The organism is Niallia sp. FSL W8-0635, from assembly GCF_038007965.1.
Classification (GTDB): Bacteria; Bacillota; Bacilli; order Bacillales; family Cytobacillaceae; genus Niallia.
Genome location: NZ_JBBOYD010000001.1, coordinates 958,809 through 980,132, shown reverse-complemented (window position 1 = coordinate 980,132; position 21,324 = coordinate 958,809). Strand labels below are relative to the sequence as shown.

24 protein-coding genes and 1 riboswitch are annotated in these 21,324 nt (G+C 35.4%); of the genes, 7 read left to right on the top strand and 17 right to left on the bottom strand.

The features are described 5' to 3' along the window. Positions 1-190: 190 nt before the first annotated feature. The 8 genes from NYE52_RS04710 to NYE52_RS04675 all read right to left on the bottom strand — a co-directional run bounded on the left by NYE52_RS04710 (position 191) and on the right by NYE52_RS04675 (position 6,874). Positions 191-1,444, bottom strand: coding sequence for a YeeE/YedE family protein (locus NYE52_RS04710; protein WP_341191996.1), 1,254 nt, complete (start codon positions 1,442-1,444; stop codon positions 191-193). A gap of 183 nt (positions 1,445-1,627) precedes the next feature. After that, positions 1,628-2,239 (bottom strand): NAD(P)H:quinone oxidoreductase, encoded by a 612-nt coding sequence (gene wrbA, locus NYE52_RS04705; RefSeq protein ID WP_341191995.1) that lies wholly within the window; start codon positions 2,237-2,239, stop codon positions 1,628-1,630. A gap of 191 nt (positions 2,240-2,430) precedes the next feature. Next, a complete protein-coding gene (locus NYE52_RS04700; RefSeq protein ID WP_341191994.1) occupies positions 2,431-3,039 on the bottom strand; it encodes an alpha/beta hydrolase in 609 nt (202 codons plus the stop codon). After that, a complete protein-coding gene (locus NYE52_RS04695; protein ID WP_341195113.1) occupies positions 3,036-3,986 on the bottom strand; it encodes a ring-cleaving dioxygenase in 951 nt (316 codons plus the stop codon). The genes NYE52_RS04700 and NYE52_RS04695 overlap by 4 nt, the downstream gene beginning before the upstream one ends. A 20-nt stretch (positions 3,987-4,006) precedes the next feature. Further along, positions 4,007-4,618, bottom strand: a complete 612-nt coding sequence (locus NYE52_RS04690; RefSeq protein WP_341191993.1) for a flavin reductase family protein — start codon at positions 4,616-4,618, stop codon at positions 4,007-4,009. A 19-nt stretch (positions 4,619-4,637) separates the two neighbouring features. Continuing rightward, on the bottom strand, positions 4,638-5,585 hold the full coding sequence (locus NYE52_RS04685) for a ring-cleaving dioxygenase (protein WP_341191992.1): 948 nt from the start codon (positions 5,583-5,585) through the stop codon (positions 4,638-4,640). A gap of 142 nt (positions 5,586-5,727) precedes the next feature. Then, the gene (locus NYE52_RS04680) at positions 5,728-6,183 is read right to left on the bottom strand and encodes a MarR family winged helix-turn-helix transcriptional regulator (protein WP_341191991.1); all 456 of its coding nucleotides are present in this window, start codon (positions 6,181-6,183) and stop codon (positions 5,728-5,730) included. A gap of 184 nt (positions 6,184-6,367) precedes the next feature. Next, entirely contained in the window at positions 6,368-6,874 is a 507-nt protein-coding gene (locus NYE52_RS04675; RefSeq protein ID WP_341191990.1) for a hypothetical protein, read from the bottom strand. 200 nt (positions 6,875-7,074) lie between these two features. On the opposite strand from NYE52_RS04675, the gene NYE52_RS04670 reads away from it, so the two are divergent. Next, positions 7,075-7,593 (top strand): hypothetical protein, encoded by a 519-nt coding sequence (locus tag NYE52_RS04670; RefSeq protein ID WP_341191989.1) that lies wholly within the window; start codon positions 7,075-7,077, stop codon positions 7,591-7,593. 78 nt (positions 7,594-7,671) lie between these two features. Here NYE52_RS04670 and NYE52_RS04665 read toward each other — a convergent pair whose 3' ends face one another. Further along, positions 7,672-7,803, bottom strand: coding sequence for a YuzL family protein (locus NYE52_RS04665; RefSeq protein ID WP_152910826.1), 132 nt, complete (start codon positions 7,801-7,803; stop codon positions 7,672-7,674). Between the two features lie 159 nt (positions 7,804-7,962). On the opposite strand from NYE52_RS04665, the gene NYE52_RS04660 reads away from it, so the two are divergent. After that, positions 7,963-8,598, top strand: coding sequence for a pentapeptide repeat-containing protein (locus tag NYE52_RS04660; protein WP_341191988.1), 636 nt, complete (start codon positions 7,963-7,965; stop codon positions 8,596-8,598). Between the two features lie 78 nt (positions 8,599-8,676). Here NYE52_RS04660 and NYE52_RS04655 read toward each other — a convergent pair whose 3' ends face one another. Continuing rightward, complete coding sequence (locus tag NYE52_RS04655; RefSeq protein WP_341191987.1) at positions 8,677-10,599, bottom strand: right-handed parallel beta-helix repeat-containing protein; 1,923 nt, start codon at positions 10,597-10,599, stop codon at positions 8,677-8,679. Between the two features lie 120 nt (positions 10,600-10,719). Between NYE52_RS04655 and NYE52_RS04650 the strand changes: the two genes are divergently transcribed. The 3 genes from NYE52_RS04650 (at position 10,720) to NYE52_RS04640 (ending at position 12,231) form a co-directional block, all read left to right on the top strand. Further along, positions 10,720-11,475 (top strand): helix-turn-helix transcriptional regulator, encoded by a 756-nt coding sequence (locus NYE52_RS04650; RefSeq protein WP_341191986.1) that lies wholly within the window; start codon positions 10,720-10,722, stop codon positions 11,473-11,475. A 65-nt stretch (positions 11,476-11,540) separates the two neighbouring features. Then, positions 11,541-11,957, top strand: coding sequence for a hypothetical protein (locus NYE52_RS04645; protein WP_341191985.1), 417 nt, complete (start codon positions 11,541-11,543; stop codon positions 11,955-11,957). Positions 11,958-11,985: 28 nt separating this feature from the next. Then, positions 11,986-12,231 (top strand): indolepyruvate ferredoxin oxidoreductase subunit alpha, encoded by a 246-nt coding sequence (locus NYE52_RS04640; protein ID WP_341191984.1) that lies wholly within the window; start codon positions 11,986-11,988, stop codon positions 12,229-12,231. Between the two features lie 445 nt (positions 12,232-12,676). Here NYE52_RS04640 and NYE52_RS04635 read toward each other — a convergent pair whose 3' ends face one another. The 4 genes from NYE52_RS04635 to NYE52_RS04620 form a co-directional block, all read right to left on the bottom strand. Next, positions 12,677-13,111: a hypothetical protein gene (locus tag NYE52_RS04635; RefSeq protein WP_341191983.1), complete on the bottom strand. Its 435-nt coding sequence runs from the start codon at positions 13,109-13,111 to the stop codon at positions 12,677-12,679. A 245-nt stretch (positions 13,112-13,356) separates the two neighbouring features. After that, positions 13,357-13,746 carry a hypothetical protein gene (locus tag NYE52_RS04630; protein ID WP_341191982.1) on the bottom strand — a complete coding sequence of 130 codons (390 nt, stop codon included), beginning with the start codon at positions 13,744-13,746 and terminating at the stop codon, positions 13,357-13,359. Positions 13,747-14,106: 360 nt separating this feature from the next. Then, the gene (locus tag NYE52_RS04625) at positions 14,107-15,561 is read right to left on the bottom strand and encodes a glycoside hydrolase family 1 protein (RefSeq protein WP_341191981.1); all 1,455 of its coding nucleotides are present in this window, start codon (positions 15,559-15,561) and stop codon (positions 14,107-14,109) included. 83 nt (positions 15,562-15,644) lie between these two features. Beyond that, complete coding sequence (locus NYE52_RS04620; RefSeq protein WP_341191980.1) at positions 15,645-16,397, bottom strand: MurR/RpiR family transcriptional regulator; 753 nt, start codon at positions 16,395-16,397, stop codon at positions 15,645-15,647. Positions 16,398-16,559: 162 nt separating this feature from the next. Between NYE52_RS04620 and NYE52_RS04615 the strand changes: the two genes are divergently transcribed. Next, positions 16,560-16,931 carry a MerR family transcriptional regulator gene (locus NYE52_RS04615; RefSeq protein ID WP_341191979.1) on the top strand — a complete coding sequence of 124 codons (372 nt, stop codon included), beginning with the start codon at positions 16,560-16,562 and terminating at the stop codon, positions 16,929-16,931. Between the two features lie 56 nt (positions 16,932-16,987). Continuing rightward, positions 16,988-17,749 carry an SDR family oxidoreductase gene (locus NYE52_RS04610; RefSeq protein WP_341191978.1) on the top strand — a complete coding sequence of 254 codons (762 nt, stop codon included), beginning with the start codon at positions 16,988-16,990 and terminating at the stop codon, positions 17,747-17,749. A gap of 81 nt (positions 17,750-17,830) precedes the next feature. On the opposite strand, the gene NYE52_RS04605 is transcribed toward NYE52_RS04610, so the two are convergent. From NYE52_RS04605 to NYE52_RS04595, 3 genes are all read right to left on the bottom strand, one after another. Next, on the bottom strand, positions 17,831-18,850 hold the full coding sequence (locus tag NYE52_RS04605; RefSeq protein ID WP_341191977.1) for a DUF916 domain-containing protein: 1,020 nt from the start codon (positions 18,848-18,850) through the stop codon (positions 17,831-17,833). 187 nt (positions 18,851-19,037) lie between these two features. Continuing rightward, positions 19,038-19,583 (bottom strand): WxL domain-containing protein, encoded by a 546-nt coding sequence (locus NYE52_RS04600; RefSeq protein ID WP_341191976.1) that lies wholly within the window; start codon positions 19,581-19,583, stop codon positions 19,038-19,040. A 144-nt stretch (positions 19,584-19,727) separates the two neighbouring features. Continuing rightward, a riboswitch (cyclic di-GMP riboswitch) is annotated at positions 19,728-19,814 on the bottom strand. 298 nt (positions 19,815-20,112) lie between these two features. Then, the gene (locus tag NYE52_RS04595; protein ID WP_341191975.1) at positions 20,113-21,117 is read right to left on the bottom strand and encodes a hydroxyacid dehydrogenase; all 1,005 of its coding nucleotides are present in this window, start codon (positions 21,115-21,117) and stop codon (positions 20,113-20,115) included. Positions 21,118-21,324: the final 207 nt, after the last annotated feature.

Below are 21,324 nucleotides of genomic sequence, written 5' to 3'. Positions count from 1 at the left end.
ATAACACCTCCTACCCCTTATACAACGCAACTGTGAAGATTCTAATAAGTGGTTGTTTCATTAAATAGTATAAAAAATTATTCATTTATTATCTATCCTTTCGAAAGAATTTTCTGAAAATAAACAAAAAGACCCTATTTTAAAATAAAAAAAATAGGCACCAACAAAAGTTGATAACCTACTTTTTTGATTAACAGAATGAATCTTTTGATTTTGGTACAGAAAGTCCAAATAATGGACGAAGGTACAAGGCTACGAACGTTCCGCCTAATGCTAGAATTCCCCATACATAACCGTGTACACTGAATGATGCGATACCGCCGAAATAGGCACCAACGTTACAGCCAAATGCTAGACGTGAGCCATAACCCATTAGTAAACCACCAATAATTGATGCAAGCACATTTCCAAGTGTCACTTTAGAAAATTTAAATAATCCACCTGCTGCTGATGCTAAGAATGCACCAAGAATTACTCCGAAATTAAGGATTGTAGTAGAATCTGCAAAAATAGATGCTTCTAGAGCTTGTGCATTCCCTTGCCAGAATCCCCAGCTTGCTACATCCATTCCAAAGAATTGCGCTACTTTAGAACCCCATAAAGCAAACGCTGATGTAATTCCCCATGGCGTACCACGAGTCATCAATGTTAAAGCGTTAAGGACAGCTAACACGATTGCCGCTGCAAATAATGGCCATGAACCGCGGAAAATTCGTTTCCAGCCTGTTGTTGTTGGAAGTGGAGCCATTTTTGGTGCTTTTCTTTTTCTTTCCACAACCAATGTAATCCACGCAATTACCCCAAATAAGATGATTGATACAAGCCAAGCTCCACCATAGCCAAGACCTGTTGATGTTGCTAACGAAATCGGTGCAAAGGATGGTAGTTCCTCTGTCCAAAATGACAGATGAGCTGCCCCGATTGTGGAACCAATAATAAAGAATAATAGTGTTACGAACGCAACAGAACGTCCCCCACCTACTGCATACAAGGTACCAGATGCACATCCACCGCCAAGCTGCATTCCGATTCCAAACATGAAGGCACCGACAACAAGACTCACACCAACTGGTGATACATAACCTGTTGCTCCTGTTCCAAAGAATGAAATGCCGTATGCTAAGATTGGTGCAAATAACGATACTGCCACTGCTAGCATTAACATATGTGCACGCAATGCTTGCCCATTACCAACTGATGCAAGTCTGCGAAATGCTGATGTGAAACCAAAACGAGCATGAAACAATGTATAACCAAGTAAAAGACCTAAAACCAATAGTATAGGCTGCATACTCTTTTGTGTTATTATTAAGTAGACTAATAGAATTGCTGCAACAATAAGTCCACCGATAATTAAAGGCATCTGTGGAGCCTTTAATCCTTTTTGTTGTTCAGGTAGACTCTTTGCATTTTGAGTCGATTGAACGTTTGCTGAAGTTGCCACTCCAAAACACCCTTTCCCCATTAATATAGTCGGATTTACTTTTTTCATGATGATGTTATTTTAAGGTAGTGTCAATATAAAAATCTTCCTTTTTTTGTTTTTGCAACAATAAAGCCTTTTCACATAAATAAAAAACCAGAAGTCATTACTCCTGGTTCTTCCTTAGCATTTCTTAGAAATAAATTATTGATTTCCTTTTTTAACCCATTCTGCAACTGTAACAGTACGTTTAGCTTGGTGTTTTACAGCTCCTTGAACGTCTTCAATCATTTTACCATCTTGTCCAACTGTTACACTTGTGCCATACGGATTTCCACCTGCTCCGAAAAGAACTGGATCTGTGTAACCTGGAGTAGCAATAATTGCACCCCAATGCATCATAGAAGTATATAGAGATAATAATGTTGCTTCTTGACCACCATGTGGATTTTGTGCAGAAGTCATCGCACTTACTACTTTGTTAACCGTTTTCCCAGTTGCCCATAGTCCGCCTTGTAGATCAATGAATTGTTTCATTTGAGATGGCATTGTACCAAATCGTGTAGGAACGCTGAAAATAATGGCATCTGCCCATTCAATATCTTCTGATGATGCAACAGGAACGTCTTTTGTTGCATCTACTGTTGCTTTCCATGCTTCATTGCTGTCGATAACAGATTGTGGAGCTAATTCTTGTACTTTTACTACTTTAACTTCTGCTCCCGCTTCTTTTGCTCCTTCTGCCGCCCATTGAGCTAGTTGATAGTTTGTTCCACCCATACTATAAAAAACTACTGCTACTTTAACATTTGACATACTTTCCATCTCCTTTGATTTTCCAAATAATTTTTTTAAAAATCCCATAAGTACACCTACTTTTAATTATTATGCTCGGAAACTTATAAGAAACTACCTCCACTGAAATCAACTCTTTCCAATGTTAGCTATTCTTCTTATTCCCTATTAATAGAAATTTATGATTGTTTTTTCTTTTTTAGCTAGATTATCTATTGAGCGAATGTAGCGTACCATTTTGCAGCTACTTCTACTTCTTGTGCTGTTAATTGATGGCCTCTATTTTCCCAATGTATTTCTACATTAGCATTGGCGGCCGCAAGCAATGTTTGTAACTCTGTTGATTCTTCTGGTGAACAAATAGGGTCATTCGTTCCGGCTGCAATAAATACTCCTTTTCCTGTTAAATCAGGAAGAGTAATTCCTCTTCTTGGAACCATTGGATGATGAAGAATCGCTGCTTTTAACGCATCCTGATAATGAAATAATAAGCTTGCTGCAATATTAGCACCATTAGAGTAACCAATCGCAATAATATTATCTCTGTCAAATTCATATTTTTCAGCAGCTTCATCTAGAAATTCATTTAATTCTTTTGTACGAAAAATTAAATCCTCTTCATCGAAGATACCTTCTGCTAAACGCTTGAAAAAACGTGGCATCCCATTTTCTAGAATATTCCCGCGTACACTTAGTACCGATGCTTCATCATCGATCATGCCAGCAAGAGGCAATAAATCTAATTCTGTTCCACCTGTCCCATGCAGCATCAAAAATGTTGGCTTTTTTGGATCTTTCCCTTTATTGAAAATATGTTTCATTCCTTCTCCTCCTCTAAGGTTCTTACCGCTATTTTAGGCAAAGCAGCTGTTAATTCGTCTCGTTTTTCTTCTAACCACTCAGGTAACATAAGCTTCTCACCTAGGTTGTTTAATGGTTCATCTACCACAAATCCAGGTCCATCAGTAGCTATTTCAAAAAGAATACCACCTTCTTCATGAAAATATAATGCCTCAAAATAATTGCGGTCTTTGATTTCTGTTGGATAATACCCTTTTTCTAATAGAGCAGTTCTCCATTGCTGAAGCTCTTTTTCATCTTTTGCTCGCCAAGCAATATGATGGACCGTTCCTGCTCCCATTAACCCACGCACAGATGGAATTAGCTTGATATCAATCACATTGCCTAGCTGTGAATCAGATGAAAAACGTAAATACCCTGCGTCTTCTCCAACACATGTGAAACCTAATATACCTTCAAGTACATCTGCGGTTTTATTTGGCTGAGCAGAATGTAACGTAGCCCCGCCAAATCCCTTAATTGCGACAGATGAATGAATATCACCCATTTGCCAATTATTTAGTGGACCTTCCTCGCGTTCCACTAATTCAATGAGAATCCCATCTGGGTCAGTAAACTGCAAATACCTTTCGTCAAATCTACTGGAACTTTCCACTTTCACGCCGTAGCGAAGAAGACGATTCATCCAAAACTCACTCGAACCAGGTGGTATAATATAGCTAGTAACGCCAACTTGCCCTGTGCCAATTCTACCTTTTAACTGTTTTTCCCATGGAAAGAAGGTAATTACTGTTCCTGGTGTGCCAGTTTCATTCCCAAAATATAAATGATATACTTCAGGACGATCGAAATTAATCGTCTTTTTCACTAATCTTAATCCAAGAATACTAGCATAAAAATCGATGTTTCTTTGTGCATCATTCACCATTGCTGAGATATGATGAATCCCTGCTGATCTTAGCATTATTCTCCTCTCCATTCGAGAAATTATTTGGGTCTTTCTTTCGTAAAGATTTCACCAATTTTCGCATAGTCATTTCCAGCTAATCTGCTGACAGCTCCTAATCCTCTTGGGTCAATTCTGCCTTCCTCGTAAATCTCTTCCTCAATATGGTATTGCACCACTCTTCCGATAAGAAAATCACAGCCAGCCTGGGCATTTGTATCCCCTAATTCTAATGCGTGCTCCAACATACATTCCAAGCGAACTTTTGCTTCTTTGATGCCAGGCACACTGATTTTACTGCTTTCAATTGGCGTTAGCTTCGCCAATTCTACCTCGCTTTCACTGGGAGAAAGTGTTGCTGCCGTATGATTAATTTGCTCCACATTATGTTCATCCACAATATGAATAACAAATTCCTTCTTGTTTAAAATATTTCTCGCTGTATCCTTTTGGTTACCATTGGAGCGCTGAATTGATAAAGACACCATCGGAGGATTAGAAGATACGATATTAAAGTAGCTAAAAGGAGCACCATTTAAGACCCCTTCTTCTGACAAACTAGTAACAAAAGCAATCGGCCTTGGAATAATGCTTCCAATAAGAAATTTATAATTTTCTCTTTCTGAAATCGTCTTTGGATCAATAGAACGCATCAAATCACCCTTTACAAAATTAATCGAGGTTTCGTACATCAATCGGTATTAATCTTCGTTCTAGCTGCTCTCTATATTGCTCATATTGACTTGGCAGCATTAAATTTTCTCCCATTTTTTCTTGGGACTCATCAATTGCAAAGCCTGGAGGATCTGTTGCAATTTCAAAAAGAATTTCCCCATGCTCTCTAAAATAGATAGCGTTAAAATAGTTTCGATCCTGAACAGGCGTAACATGATATCCATTAGAAGAAACATGCTTCTGCCAATTTAATTGATCCGCATCATCCACTGCTCGAAAAGCGATATGATGAACTGTTCCAACACCCATTGAGCCACTTCTACCTGTAGTTACTTTAAGATCAATGACATTTCCAATATCGCCGAAAGAACGAAATCTTGCATATTCTCCTTCTTCCCCAACCTTTTCAAATCCCATTACCTTTTCTAAAACCTCTGCTGTCTTTTCTGGCTGCTTTGAGAACAAAGTAGCGCCACCAAATCCTTTAATTGCATGTTCAGATGTAATCTCACCGAATTGCCAGCTATTGTTTTTTCCTTCTTCTCTTTCCACAATTTCTAGCAATAATCCATGTGGATCAGTAAATGCCAAGTATTCTTCTCCAAAGCGCTCTATTTTAGAGTAAGGAATAGTAAATTTCGTTAATCGATTCTCCCAAAATGAAAGTGCTCCTTTTGGAACTACATAAGAAGTTACTCCAACCTGCCCATCTCCAATAACACCTTGGCGCGCGCCAACCCATGGGAAGAAAGTAATAATCGTTCCGGGATTCCCACCCTCATCTCCAAAATATAAGTGGTAGGTTCCTGGATCATCAAAGTTTACTGTTTGTTTTACTAAGCGTAATCCTAGTACTCCTGCATAAAAATCAACATTTTCTTGAGGATGACCTACGATTGCTGTAATGTGGTGAATTCCACTTGTTTTTTTGGACATTTCGTTCACTCCTATTCCTTATAATCACTGCTTTACTCTTTAATATTCGATATTAGTTAGAAAATCATTTGTATGATTTTTATAAAATTATGATAGCTTTAAATTATTCCGAATTAAAATATTATTAATTCGAGATATTATTCAAAAAAAATTACATGCTTTGTGCATGGAGACCTAATTTTTTCAGCTGTTCAATTAATATTTCTTTTTCTTTTGTTTCTAATCCACCACATATTTCTCTCATGGCCGCTTTATGCTTCGGAAAGACTTTGTCCATTAGTTCGGTGCCTTCTTCCGTAATAACCGCATAAGTAATCCGGCGGTCGTTCGGACATGGCTTTCTTCTGATTAATTTTTTATTTTCTAATTTATCTACAACATAAGTAATACTGCTACTCGCAATCAGCACTTTTTCACCAATCTTTTGAATTGGCTGATCCCCTTTACTGTAGATTAATTCAAGAACAGAAAACTCTGTTGGATTTAGTCCAAGACATTTTATATCTTCTTCTACTCGTTTCTTAATCGATTGCAAAGCTCTCGATAAAACGACAAATATCTTTAAAGATAAATCTTCATCATATGTTAATAATTCCTTATTATCCATGATAATCTCCCTTTCAATTATCTTGAATTCGAGATAATTATATAACATCATAATAGTATGTGTCAACCATGATAACCTATCTATTAATTTTCTCTTAAAAGTAAGAAACCATCCCCTACTTAAGCAATTAGTTTGCATATAAAAAGCCGATTGGTTTTTATTAAAACCGACCGGCTGTAAGAATTTAAGAAGGATTAACAAGCTCTGCTTTCTGTGCCTGTTTTGCATGTAATTTTTTCATCGCAAATCTAGCTATTGGCTGTGCAATAATTAACTCAATCCAAAATGCTACCCCAAAGTTCCTAAACCAATTGTGAAAGAAATTCTGAAAAGGTTCAAGGCTTATTTGTTTAGTACCAACCCAATTACCGATAATGGTAAGAAGAATGGATAAAACCGTAACATTCATTACAATGTTTAATAACACTCTTGCATTAAATCCATCTGTTTTTCCAACGAATTTTGGCATCGCTTTTCCAACTATTGGTCCCGCAACAAATCTTACTAACAGCATAACGATAATCCACATAAACGGAATGACCTTCAAGGTTTCTAAGTAATTTTCCTTACTAAAACCTAATTGAAGCCCCATAATAACCGGTGCAATAGTGTTAACTGAAATAATTGAAATAATTAACATAAATATGATGCCTTCTTTTGGATTTTGAGGCAATCTATCTTCCTTATACATGTTTTTACCCTCCGAAAAATTAATAATTTCAGATGGCAGACGTATCATGCGACATATATTTTTGGTCAGTTAAACTATACCAATATCTCTACACACTGATTTTTTAATTCTATCACGATTTCACATGAATTCTAGTCTTGAAAAATATTAATATTTGTAAGCAAAATAGGAATTTTGTTTTTTATAGATAGTGGTTTGGTGTGTTTGGGTTATATATTTGGTTTTGGATCATATCTGCTTGGCTTTGGATTATTTATGTAATTTTTGGATCATATCCTCCTGGTTTTGGATCATTTATTGGTTTTGGATCATATCCGCTTGGCTTTGGATCATTTATTTCGTTTTTGGATCATATCCGCTTGGCTTTGGATTATTTATTGGTTTTGGATCATATCCGCTTGGCTTTGGATCATTTATTTCGTTTTTGGATCATATCCGCTTGGCTTTGGATCATTTATTTCGTTTTTGGATCATATCCGCTTGGCTTTGGATCATTTATTTCGTTTTTGGATCATATCCGCTTGGCTTTGGATCATTTATTTCGTTTTTGGATCATATCCGCTTGGCTTTGGATCATTTATTTCGTTTTTGGATCATATCCGCTTGGCTTTGGATCATTTATTTCGTTTTTGGATCATATCCGCCTCCCTTTGGATCATACAGCTCAATCCTGTCTCCAATTTTCAATTAGCGATAGGCATAAATCGTGCCAATACTAGACTCTAACTAACATCTAAACGAAAATACAAAAAAAACAGGTGGAATTTCTTCCGCCTGTTTGCTCATGTTAATAATAATTAAGACTTCTTTTGTTTTTTCCGAGAAGAATCTGCCTTCGTTCTCCCCGTTTCCTTTGTAGTTGTTCCTTGTCCTTCAGGTTGTGTGGAACCTAATCCAATAGTTGATGGGTCTGCTTTTCTGTTTGGCATGCTAATCACCTCCACTTTCTATTGTTCCTTGAAATTGGGAAGTTATGTAATAGCTAATTGTGCTTGTACATAACTGCATTAAAAAATACAGTCTTTCCTTTCACTTTCAATTTAATTATAGTTAATGACACAGGAAAGTAACTGGAGAGGAGTAATTAGATGAAAATAGAAGCACCAAAAATTCCAGCAGATTTACCTTCAAGGAATTTTCACGATATTTTATATGAGGAAGAATTAGAACTAGAAATGTGCCAAATTCAGCATTCGGTTTTTAATGATGAAGTATTAAATAAAGTACGATTATCTAAAATGGTTCTTAAAAATTGCAAATTTATCAGCACTGATTTTTCTGGTATTGAAATGACAGATGTTGTATTTGAAAACTGTGATTTCTCTAACGCGAAAATGAGTATTTCTTCGATACATAAATGTACATTTAGCAATTGCAAATTATTAGGTGTCGATTTTACGGACTCTCGGCTTGGTAATGTTCAATTTAAGGATTCTTTATTAAATTTAGCTGCTTTTGGGAGCTCCAAATTAGAAAAAGTTCGTTTTCAAGACTCACCAGTAGAATCATCTGATTTTTATGATTGTATCTTTAAGAAAGTTGAATTTAATAAGTGTATCATGGACGGAGCGAATTTTGAAAGGACCTCCCTTAACGGTGTAGACATTAGTACATCGACTTTCCAATCACTAATGGTATCTCCATCAGATTTAAGAGGCTGTAAGGTTTCTACTTATCAAGCCATTCAATTTTCTGCTTTATTAGGCTTGGAAATTATCGATTAATTTCATACAGAAAAGCTAGCAAGTCCATTTTCTGACTTACTAGCTTTTTTTCTTAATAGGGAAAGTTTTCAGTAAACATTATCCCCAGACCTTCACATAATTCTTCCCTTTTTTCAATGTGCTAATTGGTCCTAACACACTTTTCGCTTCTCGCAATTCGCCTAAATAATCCGTATTAACGGCTACTTCGCTTCCATCTGGATTTTCAAAGTTAGCATCTACAATCCGGACTCTTTCAAGAGTTTGCGTTGTTTGCACCTCGCCAAAAATGGTATCAAAGTTCTCTGGGAGTTCTACAGATAGATATACTTCTGTTCCTTCCTCTACTATCTTTAAGCTTGGATTAAATGTACTTTCTACTAATCTTTCCTCTTCTCTTTCAAAAGATTCTGCACCATTTAAATAGGCATTACGATTAATATAAACCGGCTGCTCTACTTTATTAAATGATTCATGATCACCGTCCTCTTGGTGAACGGTTTCAATATATTCCTCAAGGGAAGCTGTATAGCCGTTGTAATGGGATGTACCAACATCTTCTAGCTTCTCATCGCCAACAAAGATATTATTGTAAAAACGATCATCGCCACCATAGGTAACCGCAAAACCTGCTACCTCTGTGCTATGTGGATAATGATATGGTGTCGCACGATCAAGCATTTTGCGGTGGACCATTTTTCCGCGAATTAAATTATTAATGTAAGCTCCACCTTGGGCATGATTATCTAAAGCATAATCTGCTGTTAAAATATTATGATCTACAATATAAGGACCGCTGCTAACTTCTACGAATAAATCACGATTATTGCGATAATAAAGATTGCTGCTGACTCTTGTTCCTTGTGTTTGCCAATCTAGCCATGTTCCTAATGAACAATCATGAATGCGATTATGGTATATTTGCACATCAATCGCCGCATGTAGTTTGATACCAGCAATTTCATGGCCGTAAAACTCTCTCTTTAAGGCAATATTATAAATGTGATTGTTATAAATTTCGCTAAATACACAGCCTAAATGCCCTACAACACCATTTTGTCCGCAATCATAGATTGTATTATTTCGCACGATATGGAATCCAATCTTCTCTTTGCTCCAACCAGCTTGTCTCGCAAGGAAAACAGATTCTAATTGATATTGATAGCCTGGTTTGTCTTTTCGTTTTGTACGATAGTTATTTCCAGTAGAGCCTTCTTTTCCAAGACTTATGCCACTACATTTAGAATCGTGGATGATATTATCTTCAATAATCCAGCCTTTACTCCAATGAGGACCTAATAATCCTGGCTGATCAGCAGTAGGCGGTGTCCATGGTGTTGCTGCTTGAGCCATCTCGAACCCTTTTACCGTTATATAATTAATGCCAGTTTCCTCTGGATAGAAGCAAGCTTTTCGAACATTTATTTCCACTAATTCTTCATTCGGATTATACTCGTGAAAATTAGCATAAATACTTGTTGTATTTTCATTCACCTCAGTAAACCAAACAAAAACAGTTTGCTCTGGGTTATGTACAGGAACAATTTTGTTTGTCCAGTGATCTAATACTTCTGTTTGCTTTTGAGGATTTTTAACTTGTTCTAATGTTTCTGCTTCATAAAAAGATTTACCATTTAAGTATACATCTCCTAGATGTCTGCCTGGATTATAGACAATCCAATCGCCAAATATTTCTTCTTTATAGGGATTATATTCTCCAAAGAATGAGTTTGGGAGTTCCGTTTTCCACACAGTACCTTCTACTTGCTGCCAATTTTGAATGTGCTCAGAGCCTTTAATGACTACTTTTTCACCTTCAGCAGCTTGATAGGTAATTCTTCTTGTATTGCTTAATCCTGAATTTTTCGGTTTTACCCATTCGCGATATTCCCCTTCATGCACAATAACGGTGTCTCCTGCAACCGCAACTGAAGCTGCCTTGTTGATGGTTAAAAATGGACTCTGTGTCGTTCCCTCTCCTAAATCTGAACCATTTTTTGCTACGTGATATTCTACAGCCATCTTTTCTTCCTCCTTCATTGTGACTCTGTCCTCATTATAGAAACTTTAAAAAGTTGTTACTATTCAAAATGTAGTATAATTTAAGACAATATTAGTGTTTTTGGATAGGAGGAAAAGATAGTGGTTTTTTTCGAAAATCACGGCGTAGAAGAAAAAGAATCCTTTGAGAAATTCACCCTCATGAATTTCAACTTTCCTCTTCACTTTCATCGCGCCTATGAATTAATCATTGTCAACGAAGGGGAACTATTCGTCCGAGTCGATCAAAAAGAGTATATACTAAAAAAAAATGATGCAGCCTTTATTTTTACGAACCAAATGCATGAAATTAAAACAATCCACCATTCCCATATTAGTGTCGTTATTTTTTCACCTGAATTAATAGGACATTTTTTTATGAATTATAAGGGCTTTATCCCTGAAAGCAATGTGATTCATTTAAAGGAAACACCAAATTTGCAAGCGCTCAATTCTATTTATCGTCAAAAAAGTTTTCTTTATGATATATGTGGTAATTTAGTAGAGAACACAAAATTAACACCAGTTGCATACTCCACAAAGATGAAAGTATTTCATAAAATATTGCTTTATGTAGATAACCATTATAGTCAGGATTGCACATTAAAAGCCGTTGCAAAGCATCTGCAATATGATTATGCTTACCTTTCCAAGCTCTTTGTTCATATTACGAACATGACTTTTACCGAATACCTGACCCAATATCGAATATCACAGGCTTGTTATCAGTTAAAAAATAGTCAACAGCCAATTGGTGAAATTGCAATGAATTGCGGATACAATAATTTGCGATCCTTTCACCGGAACTTTAAAAAGATCACTCGCTTTTCACCTAGAAAGTATCGCGAGCTCTCGTAAGATCATGTATATTATGCTGATTTTATGTACATTTTATAGATACAATGCTTAAAGGTGGGATCTCTATGGAAAACGCCTCAAAAAGATTGCAAATATTGATGGGCGACACGTTACAATTACTTGATCATATGAAAGTAGATGCAGACAAAGATACGATGCTTCAGCAAGTAAAAAATGACTTACAAGAACAGAATGATCAAATGGATAGACTGACAAAATCGGACGAAGAAATCACTAACACTGCGATTTCCATGACACAAAGCTTGGATAGAATAAACAATCTAGTCCAACAATTAGAAGCAAGTTTAATGGAGGATTATCAAGCATCAACAGGAGGCATTGATGAATATCAACATATGTCCATTGATGAGCAAAGGGAACAGCCCGAAAGCTATCATGATAAGATTGATTACTTAAGTGCTGTAAAGATCCGAGAAAATATAAATCGAATGAATGAAGTACTACTCAGCATAAGATCTTAATATTATTTAATGAGGGAGGGGAGATTTAATGCCTTTCGTTATAACTTCACCATGTATGCATGAAAAAGCAGGGGATTGTGTAGATGTTTGTCCTGTAGATTGTATTGCAAAGGGAGCAGATCAATTTTATATTGATCCAGATATTTGTATTGATTGTGGTGCATGTGAAGCAGTATGTCCTGTTTCCGCCATTTATCATGAAGAAGAAGTACCCCCGGAAGAACAAGCCTATATCCAGAAGGCGATTGATTTTTACAAAACATATGAAGGATGACGAGAAACAAATCAACTTTATTTTGGTTGATTTGTTTTTTTAAGGGGGAGGATATAAAATTTTTGATTCCATCCATTCATTTTATATTCTATCCATCCATTTAATAATGTTAGAAAGAAAAACGCAGAAATCGAGAACGTTCCTTTTGGATAATTAGTTTCTATTTTTTATTTCCTGAAAGGTAAAAGTCGGAATTTCCCCCAATATGGACGTTTTCCGACTTTTTACTTTTCCTATTGCTGTTTATAGGATGTTTTATGTTAACTAGTAATCTATTTTTTTACATAAATTGTATTATATTTTTTTTATCTTCTTTTCATTTCCTATAATGATTTACTTCTATTTTACTTAATTCCCTCCCACAGTTTTGTAAACACATCTGGTTTCATTTTAAAGTACACATACATAACCATAATATATATAACCTTCTTTCAGATGAGTAAGTTTAATTGACCTCTATAATAAAGGCATAGCTTACTTGACCTCTTTTCCAATCAGCTGATATCTCATAAATATAGGTACCTTTTTGAGTTGGAGCTTCTAAAATGTCCTCTTTAAGATTTGCTTTTACAGTTTTTTCATTACCTTGCCAAATATATGCCTCATATTTTCCATCTATAGGAGAAGGGGTAAAGTTTACATTTATTTTGGATCCTTGGTTAATACTGATTGATTCAATATTTTCTTCATCAACTAATAAATAAGGAGAAAGTAAATCTTCGCATTTGGAATTTAAAAAGCCTTTCCAACAATAAGACCCTCGAACTGTTGAGACTTTATTTCCTTCAGAAGTAACCTCGATTGAAGGAATTCGATTAACTTTAATTATAATTACTACTAAGAAAACAATTACTAATAATATTATAAATTTTTTTACCAAAAAGATCTCTCCCTTATTAATCTAATATTACTTACTAAAAGTTCCTAAATCAATAAAAATATTAATAGTTAATAATTGGTTCATTACATTACGCTCTTGATTTTAATACTTTCAGAGTACTACCATTTTTTTCGTAGATAGTCATCTGTTAACTATATAAAAAACCCTGCCAGAAATCTTCTGACAAGGTTCATCATTAAATCTTTCTATTAGGTCAAGCACCTAATCTAATTGGATTAAAGAGCTTAGGCTCCCTCTTTTTCCACGTTAGCATCTATCTCTTCTTTTAACTTATTTACTTCATCTTCAATTTCAGCTGGAATATATTTTGATTTATTCAAGTATGTCTGACTTAATGAATAATCTGGAACTGCTTTAAACGCATTTGCTAGAAAATAAAAATTCACTTGAGCATCGCTGCCAAGACTAATTGTTTCATCAATAATTGTTTGGTAGTCGCCTTTTTCTAATAAGCCAATATATTTCTTGTCTTCATCTGTTAATTCTTTTGCTTTTGTTTCTTCGTTTGCATTACTTTCTTCCTTTACTACTTCTTCTTTTTTCTCATCTGCTGCATTTCCACATCCTGCAAGCAAGAATAAGAACGCTACCATAAATAGAGAAAGATATCTCATTTAAAACCTCTCCTTATATACATATAATATAATTATTATTCTAAAAAATGTTATTACTTATGTAACCTATGTAGATACTTAAATAAAAAATAGAATCATATCACTTCTTAGATTGTTGTGTATTATCAGAAAAATTAAATTATTATTCATTCTACGCTGAAAAATAATCTAAAAAATCCTTCACAAAGATGCTTGACTGGAACATTTTAGCATACTCATTTTGTTATATCAATATATTATGATTTGTTTATTAATTCTAAAAAGTCAATTAATCATTCTATTAAACTAGCTATTATTTCCCCAAAAATAAAAACAGTACTCCTTCATAAAAGGAAGAAGCACTGTTTGTCATTTAAAATTCTATAATTCTTGACCGTTAGTAGCAATCACCTGTTTGTACCAATCAAACGATTTTTTCTTTGATCTTTTTAATGTGCCATTTCCATAATCATCTTGGTCTACATAGATAAAGCCGTAGCGTTTAGACATTTCAGAGGTACCTGCAGAAATTAGGTCAATGCATCCCCAGCTTGTGTAGCCAATTAAATCAACTCCATCTTTGATAGCTTCTTTCATCTGCTCAATATGTGCTCGCATATAGGCAATGCGATAATCATCATTAATAGAGCCATCGTCTTCCACCTTATCATAAGCTCCTAATCCATTTTCCACGATAAATAATGGCACTTGATAGCGATCATACATTTTCTTTAACGTAATGCGTAATCCTTTCGGATCGATTTGCCATCCCCAATCAGATGATTCTAAATACTGATTTTTCACTCCAGAGAAGAAGTTTCCTTTTTCCTTTAATTTATCTGGTGCTCCACTCGCAACCATAGACATGTAGTAGCTAAATGATAGGAAGTCTACTGTGTGTTGTAAAAGCAGTTCCTCATCCCCTGGCAGCATATCAATCTGAATATCATTTTCCTCAAAGTAGCTTAGCATAAAGCTTGGATAGTATCCGCGCACTTGAACATCCGTGAAAAATAAATTCTTCTGATCCTCTTCTAATGCGGCTAACACATCATCTGGATTACAGGTTTCTGGATATACTTCCATTCGCGCTAGCATACAGCCAATCTGTGCATCGGGAATAATCTCATGACATGCTTTTACTGCTCTTGAACTTGCTACAAATTGATGATGCAGGGCTTGATAAATGGCTTGTTCCTTATTCTCTACTTCATCAATTAAAATACCACTACCGATATATGGAGAAAGAGTCGAAATATTAATCTCATTAAAAGTTAGCCAATATTTCACCTTGTCTTTATAACGATTAAAGACTGTTTCGGCATAGTGAACAAAGAAATCTACTAATTGTCGATCCACCCATCCATTATATTTTTGCACTAAATTCAGTGGAATTTCATAATGAGATAGAGTCACTAATGGCTCTATTCCATATTTAGCTAACTCGTCAAACACTTTATCATAAAACGCTAAGCCTTCTTCATTTGGCACCAAGTCGTCCCCATTTGGAAAAATACGTGGCCATGAAATAGACAGACGGAATGTTTTAAAACCCATCTCTGCAAAAAGAGCGATGTCTTCTTTATAGCGATGATAAAAATCAATCCCGCGACGTTTCGGGAAATTGTCGCCGCCTTTGCCAGCTAATAGCGTTTCCAATTCCACTTTGCTTTTGACATCCATCTCGATATCATTGCCCCGTTCTTCTTTTGGAACGAATGTAACCATATCAAAGATAGACAAGCCCTTCCCACCTTCGTTATAAGCACCTTCTAATTGATTGGCAGCTGTAGCTCCCCCCCATAAAAACCCTTCTGGAAATCCACTTTTCTTCATTTATAATATCCTCCCTTTTTCTAATCCCTATAGATAATGATACGCTTACAAAAGGGAAAAAACTGGTCTCTTTTAGACCAGTTTTAAGCAGGATATTGCTTTTGAAATTGATAAACGAGCACATCAAATAACCGTAATAACGTATAGCTGCTAACTTCACTATTTTCGATTTCTCCACAGCGTAAGACCTCATCAAAAACATATTTATATCGATCTGAATCCGAAAATGTAATCAATAACTTCTTTCCGTTTGCTTCCTTTATTTTATCATTTATAGCCAACTCTTCTGTGAGGATATTCCCTTGGATCGAAATCGTGATAATCATATCCTCCTCTGTTAAATGAGCCAATGCCTCCAGCTGTTTAAAGAAATTGGTATTGCATTCACATAGCTTTCCAAGAAGAAATAATTGTTTTTGAAGCTCCATCGCTTGAATTTGATGTTTTTCAAAGCCTAAAATGACAATCCTTTTAGATTCATGAATTTTTTGGATAATCCGTTCTAGTTGATCCTTTGGAATACCTTCAATAATCTCCACATTTTCCTTAAGTTTTGATTCAAATGAATCTGCATTCAACTGTTTTTCTCTCGCCTCGTACATTCCACCTTGAAAAGCAACACTGTTTCGGAGATTTGAAAAATTACGAAACCCTATTCGCTTACAAAAACGGTTTATCGTAGAAGGGGCAACATTACATACTTCCGCAGCCATCTCTAAAGAATATCCTTCTATATGATGGATATTTTCAAGAAAACTATTGGCAATAGAATAATTGATGTCCTTTTCTAGAGAATTATTTATGTACGCTAAAAGTGTATAAATTAACTGTTCCAAAATTTCCACCTCAGGATGATCGTATCATATTTTTGTAGGGATGGTTAAGTTTCTAATTTTTTATATTTCCTTTTTAAAAAAATTTACCTAAATAGCCTACTTGACTTAAACCGTAGTTTAAGTCGTATACTAATTCTGTCGACAATGAATGGAGGTCTCCGAATGAAATATTGTCATATCAGTGATGCATCAGCAAAATTTAATATTCCTGAATCAACGATAAGATATTATGAAAAGCAAGGACTGCTTCCATTAATAGAACGTGATGAAGCTGGAAGGCGGTTATTTTCAGAAAATCAAATGGAACTCCTCGGAACAGTTATCTGTTTAAAGAATACGCATATGCCTATAAAAAAGATTAAACAATATATGGATTGGATTATAGAAGGAGATAGCACCATTCAGCTACGACTTGCAATGATGGAAAATCACAGGCAAGATGTAGTCGCTGAGATATCGTTAATGGGGGAATCCCTAAAAGGAATTGATGTAAAAATAGCACGGTATACGAAAAAGATAGAGGAAAGAATATAGGAAGAAATTTGGTAGCTATATATAGAGTATAAAATAATTCGAAAAGAGGAATCCAAATGAAACTCTCAAGCAATACAATTCTAATTACAGGTGGAAGCGCCGGGATCGGGTTAGCTTTTGCAGAACGGTTTATCAAAGCAGGAAATACAGTTATTGTTTGTGGTCGCCGAGAAGATATGCTTCAACAGGCGAAAGAGAAATTCCCTACCCTTATTACATTTGTGAGCGATCTAGCAGTAGAAGCTGACCGTATTGCACTATTCGATTGGGTGACAACGAACTATCCAGAAGTAAATGTGTTAGTGAACAACGCAGGAATTCAACAACGTTTTAATGTGTTAATAGCAGACGCTAAGAATGATTGGAGTTATTTCAACAAAGAAATCACGATTAATATGGAAGCTTCTATCCATCTGTCTATGTTGTTTGCGCCATATTTTTTTGATAAAGAAAATGCGACCATTATTAATGTAACATCAGGTTTAGCCTTTACACCAATGGCAATTGGTCCGATTTATTCAGCAACCAAAGCGGCAATGCATTCGTTTACCATGAGTTTAAGACACCAGCTTTCCGACACTTCTGTAGAAGTAATCGAAGTTGCTCCTCCTGCTGTAAATACAGATTTAGGCGGTGCCGGCTTACATACTAGTGGTGAACCATTAGATGCCTTTGCCGATGGAATTTTCCAAGGATTAGAAGAAGGAAAGATGGAGATTGGATATGGTAGTTCTGTCGATCGCTTGCGCATGTCACGTGATGAATTGGATAACCATGTGGAAAATATGTACAATGCGATGAAAAAGACGATTGAGTAAATCGTATATTACTTTCGCTAGAAAAAAACTCACCGTGTTGGATGAGTTTTTTCTAGCGAATTAAATTCTATATCCAATCTTCTACATTCTTCTTTTTCCAATCAAAAACATTACTAAACCAAATAATACCGCTCCAATTATCCAAACCCATATTGGAATGCCATTATCTACTTTCACTTGAGTAGCTTGTGTTTTCTCTACATATTCCGTTACATCTTTGTTATTAATGGTAAAGGGTTTAGATGTGGATACCTCTTTCCCATCAACTGTCCCTTTTATATTTAATGTATAGTCGCCATCTTCAAGTGTTTCATCATTCCATTGGATTGGATATCTTATTTTTGTCTTAGGGGCCATTTTAAAAGGTCCATATTCCCCTTTAAACAACTCGTTTCCATCCTTATCTGAAACCGAATAAGTACCAGCTATTTTTTCTTGGATTTTTTTTGCATCGTTGCTCATTTCCATAAACACAGAACCAGTTTCGCCAATAAAACCTGCTTCTCCATATTGGAAGTTATCAGGCACTTCATTTGGTATATTTAGTTGAAGTGCAATGGCATAGACGGTCTCTGTTTTCAAAATAAAATTCGCAGTGCCCTCTTCCGCTTCTTGTTGTGTTTCCGTTTCTTCTCCTTGCGTTGTAAATAGAATACCTCCTAAAATATGCTGTCCATCTAATTCTGGAACTGTTAACTCAATGGGTACCTCCACAGATGTTAATGGAGGTACCTTTACAGTCTCTTCTACTTTAATAAATTCAGCCAATCGAACAGCATCCTCCAAAAGAACGGTATCGGCAGAGTCTAGCTCATCCTCATAGAGCATTCCACCATTTGGATTAGTATAAGCATTTGCTGGCTTAATACTTATCGTTACCTCTTTGTCCTCATTGTTGGTAATGCGCACTTGAAGTGTTTGTGCTTCGCTCGAATTTACAGACAGATCAAAGTACCCTTTTGTTTGAGGATTTTGATTTTCTGGATAGATTGGCTCAATGGTTAAAGGAACGCTAGCTTTCTCTGCCTTCACATATATACTAACTAATGGAGATGCCATTCCAAATATGAGTGTTAAAAACAAAATTCGAAACACTTTCATGCTTGTACCTCCCTATCGTTGGTTTATTTTAACCAAGTTAGAGAATTTTCATTAGAGTAGAAAAAGAAAAAACAATATCGATTGAACATGACTTCCTTATCTTTGAATATTTAATGCTAAAAAGGGATTAATAATAAACAAAAAAAAACATGCCTTATTAGACATGGTGATTCAGAATTCCTTTATATCAAGGTCCAGTTGTAACAGTTACAGTAACAGTTGAAGTGTAATTTCCTTCTTTTACATCTTTCGGTAAAAGGTTTAATGTTAAAGTGTTTGCATCTACATTATACGTACCCATGCCGCCGCCTTCAGCAGCAGAAAGAATTTTCACGCCAGTAGCATTGTCGATTTTACCATCTGCTTTTGTTATAGTTGTTACATCACTAGCTCCAGCCTGCGCAGATACTGTTGGAAGAGCGATATCTATTGAATTGGTTGGTAATGTTAATCCATTAGCTGAATCCGTAAATTGATCAGCTTTCACCACAACGTTCCATCCATCTCCAGTTCCTGTTGCGTCAATTACAGTAAATGCACTGAGAGCAGCAGTACTATTTTGAACTTGTCCATTAAGAGTTACAGAGCCAAAGTTATCAACACTTGGTTGAGTACCAAATGATAATGAACCACCTTCGATTGCTGTTGTAGCTGCAAATGCTGATTGTCCACCTACAAATGCGGAACCTATAATTGCTAAAGTAGAAACAGTTGCAAATAATTTTTTAATCATTGAATTTCCTCCTTTAGACTGTTTGTTTAATTTATTTGAAATAAGCACGTTATTTTTTCCCATAAAAAAATCCCTCCAACACAAATTTTTTGAATCGGAAGAATCTTGAATTTCAACTCATAACACGAGTATCATTCTCCATCCTTCAGCAGCCCAGCCACCATGGTGATTCTCTCGTTTAGGTCTGTAACTTTGCGTCCCAATTTTTCAACTGGTTTGCCTTTGTTGCAGAATGAGAACGATTGGACTCTCTGTATTTATTGTCGAATATCGTCGTCCATCACTCTCTGAAACTAACTATACTCTGGATATGAAAAAAGAGATAGATATAAAATTTTTCCAGAATAATAATTTTCTCGAAATAACATTAAAAAAACAAATAATAAATAAGAAATCACATTATATTGATATAATCAAAAAAAGATAAGTAATACATTAATTGATTAAATATCGGAACATAAAAAGCTCACCCTTCTGTAGGTGAGCTTTCTTCGAATCTTACATTATTGGTTTAATCACTAAGCCGGATTTACTTCCTAATCAGACTTTCATTCTTCTCCAATACACCTGGATTAGCAACAAACTCTGCCTCCTCCCCATTTAAGAAATTAATAACATTCTGTGCAACAGTAGTAGCCATAATATAATTACTTTCCTTCGTTGTTCCACCTACATGTGGGGTGAGAAGGACATTGGATAAGCTTAATAATTTGTTGTCTTTTGGTATTGGCTCCACTTCATATACATCTAGGGCAGCTCCTGCGATTTTATTAGATGCTAAAATAGTGTATAGATCATCTTGATTAATAACAGCCCCTCTTGCTGTATTAATGATGTATGCCGTTGGTTTCATTAAAGATAATAACGCATTATCAATGGAATATTTCGTTTCTTCCTTTAATGGAATATGTATAGATATAAAGTCAGACTCAGCGAATACTTTCTTGATATCAACGGTAATTTCAACTTCTAAATCATCCGCTTTTTTCTGTTTAGTAGGACTAGCCTCTCTTACCCAAGCTGACACTTTCATATCTAACCCAAACACTAATCGTTTTGCTACCTCTTGTGCAATGCTTCCAAAACCTATTAGACCCACTTTCTTTCCTTTTAATTCTTGAGTACTTATTCGATTCCTCGAATCAAAATTTCCCTTTTCCATTTCTTTATGAAAGCTTAGAAGGGACTTACTTAATGCCATGATAAACATTACCGTATGTTCTGCAGTGGAAACTTTATTTACGGAAGGTGCATGTAATACTGGAATCCCAACCTTTGTAGCATATGTAACATCAATATTATCAAGTCCCACTCCTGCACCAGAAATCACTTTTAAATGAGGATTCGCATCGATTACCTCTTTCTCTATTCTTGCTGGTGCTCTTAATACTACCCCATCCACACCTTTAACTAGTTCACATAAATTATCCACACTATAATCATCTGTTCTTATAACCTCTGCCTTACTTTTTAAAATTTCCTCTGCTGCTTCATCATACATGGATAATATTTGTAGCACTTTAGGTTTGTTCATCTGTAATACCTCCTTATTATTAATTGGTTTTATTTCCTGTGAAAAAGTAATAAAATTCCCTTTCCTTGCTTTCCGATACAAACTGGACTTTTCTATTCTTAATCATTTTATCAAACTATTTTGTCTTTTATTGAAAATGATTAGACAACGTTTCTCTTCTTCAAAAAAAACAGGCACTTTCTCACTCGAAAGTACCTGTTTTACAGA

What these genes read in the sequence shown, in the direction of transcription:
- wrbA (WP_341191995.1), bottom strand. Translation starts at nt 2,239, where the DNA reads ATGTCAAATGTTAAAGTAGCAGTAGTTTTTTATAGTATGGGTGGAACA.
- NYE52_RS04700 (WP_341191994.1), bottom strand. Translation starts at nt 3,039, where the DNA reads ATGAAACATATTTTCAATAAAGGGAAAGATCCAAAAAAGCCAACATTT.
- NYE52_RS04690 (WP_341191993.1), bottom strand. Translation starts at nt 4,618, where the DNA reads ATGCGTTCTATTGATCCAAAGACGATTTCAGAAAGAGAAAATTATAAA.
- NYE52_RS04680 (WP_341191991.1), bottom strand. Translation starts at nt 6,183, where the DNA reads ATGGATAATAAGGAATTATTAACATATGATGAAGATTTATCTTTAAAG.
- NYE52_RS04675 (WP_341191990.1), bottom strand. Translation starts at nt 6,874, where the DNA reads ATGTATAAGGAAGATAGATTGCCTCAAAATCCAAAAGAAGGCATCATA.
- NYE52_RS04665 (WP_152910826.1), bottom strand. Translation starts at nt 7,803, where the DNA reads ATGCCAAACAGAAAAGCAGACCCATCAACTATTGGATTAGGTTCCACA.
- NYE52_RS04660 (WP_341191988.1), top strand. Translation starts at nt 7,963, where the DNA reads ATGAAAATAGAAGCACCAAAAATTCCAGCAGATTTACCTTCAAGGAAT.
- NYE52_RS04655 (WP_341191987.1), bottom strand. Translation starts at nt 10,599, where the DNA reads ATGGCTGTAGAATATCACGTAGCAAAAAATGGTTCAGATTTAGGAGAG.
- NYE52_RS04645 (WP_341191985.1), top strand. Translation starts at nt 11,541, where the DNA reads ATGGAAAACGCCTCAAAAAGATTGCAAATATTGATGGGCGACACGTTA.
- NYE52_RS04640 (WP_341191984.1), top strand. Translation starts at nt 11,986, where the DNA reads ATGCCTTTCGTTATAACTTCACCATGTATGCATGAAAAAGCAGGGGAT.
- NYE52_RS04630 (WP_341191982.1), bottom strand. Translation starts at nt 13,746, where the DNA reads ATGAGATATCTTTCTCTATTTATGGTAGCGTTCTTATTCTTGCTTGCA.
- NYE52_RS04625 (WP_341191981.1), bottom strand. Translation starts at nt 15,561, where the DNA reads ATGAAGAAAAGTGGATTTCCAGAAGGGTTTTTATGGGGGGGAGCTACA.
- NYE52_RS04615 (WP_341191979.1), top strand. Translation starts at nt 16,560, where the DNA reads ATGAAATATTGTCATATCAGTGATGCATCAGCAAAATTTAATATTCCT.
- NYE52_RS04610 (WP_341191978.1), top strand. Translation starts at nt 16,988, where the DNA reads ATGAAACTCTCAAGCAATACAATTCTAATTACAGGTGGAAGCGCCGGG.
- NYE52_RS04605 (WP_341191977.1), bottom strand. Translation starts at nt 18,850, where the DNA reads ATGAAAGTGTTTCGAATTTTGTTTTTAACACTCATATTTGGAATGGCA.
- NYE52_RS04600 (WP_341191976.1), bottom strand. Translation starts at nt 19,583, where the DNA reads ATGATTAAAAAATTATTTGCAACTGTTTCTACTTTAGCAATTATAGGT.
- NYE52_RS04595 (WP_341191975.1), bottom strand. Translation starts at nt 21,117, where the DNA reads ATGAACAAACCTAAAGTGCTACAAATATTATCCATGTATGATGAAGCA.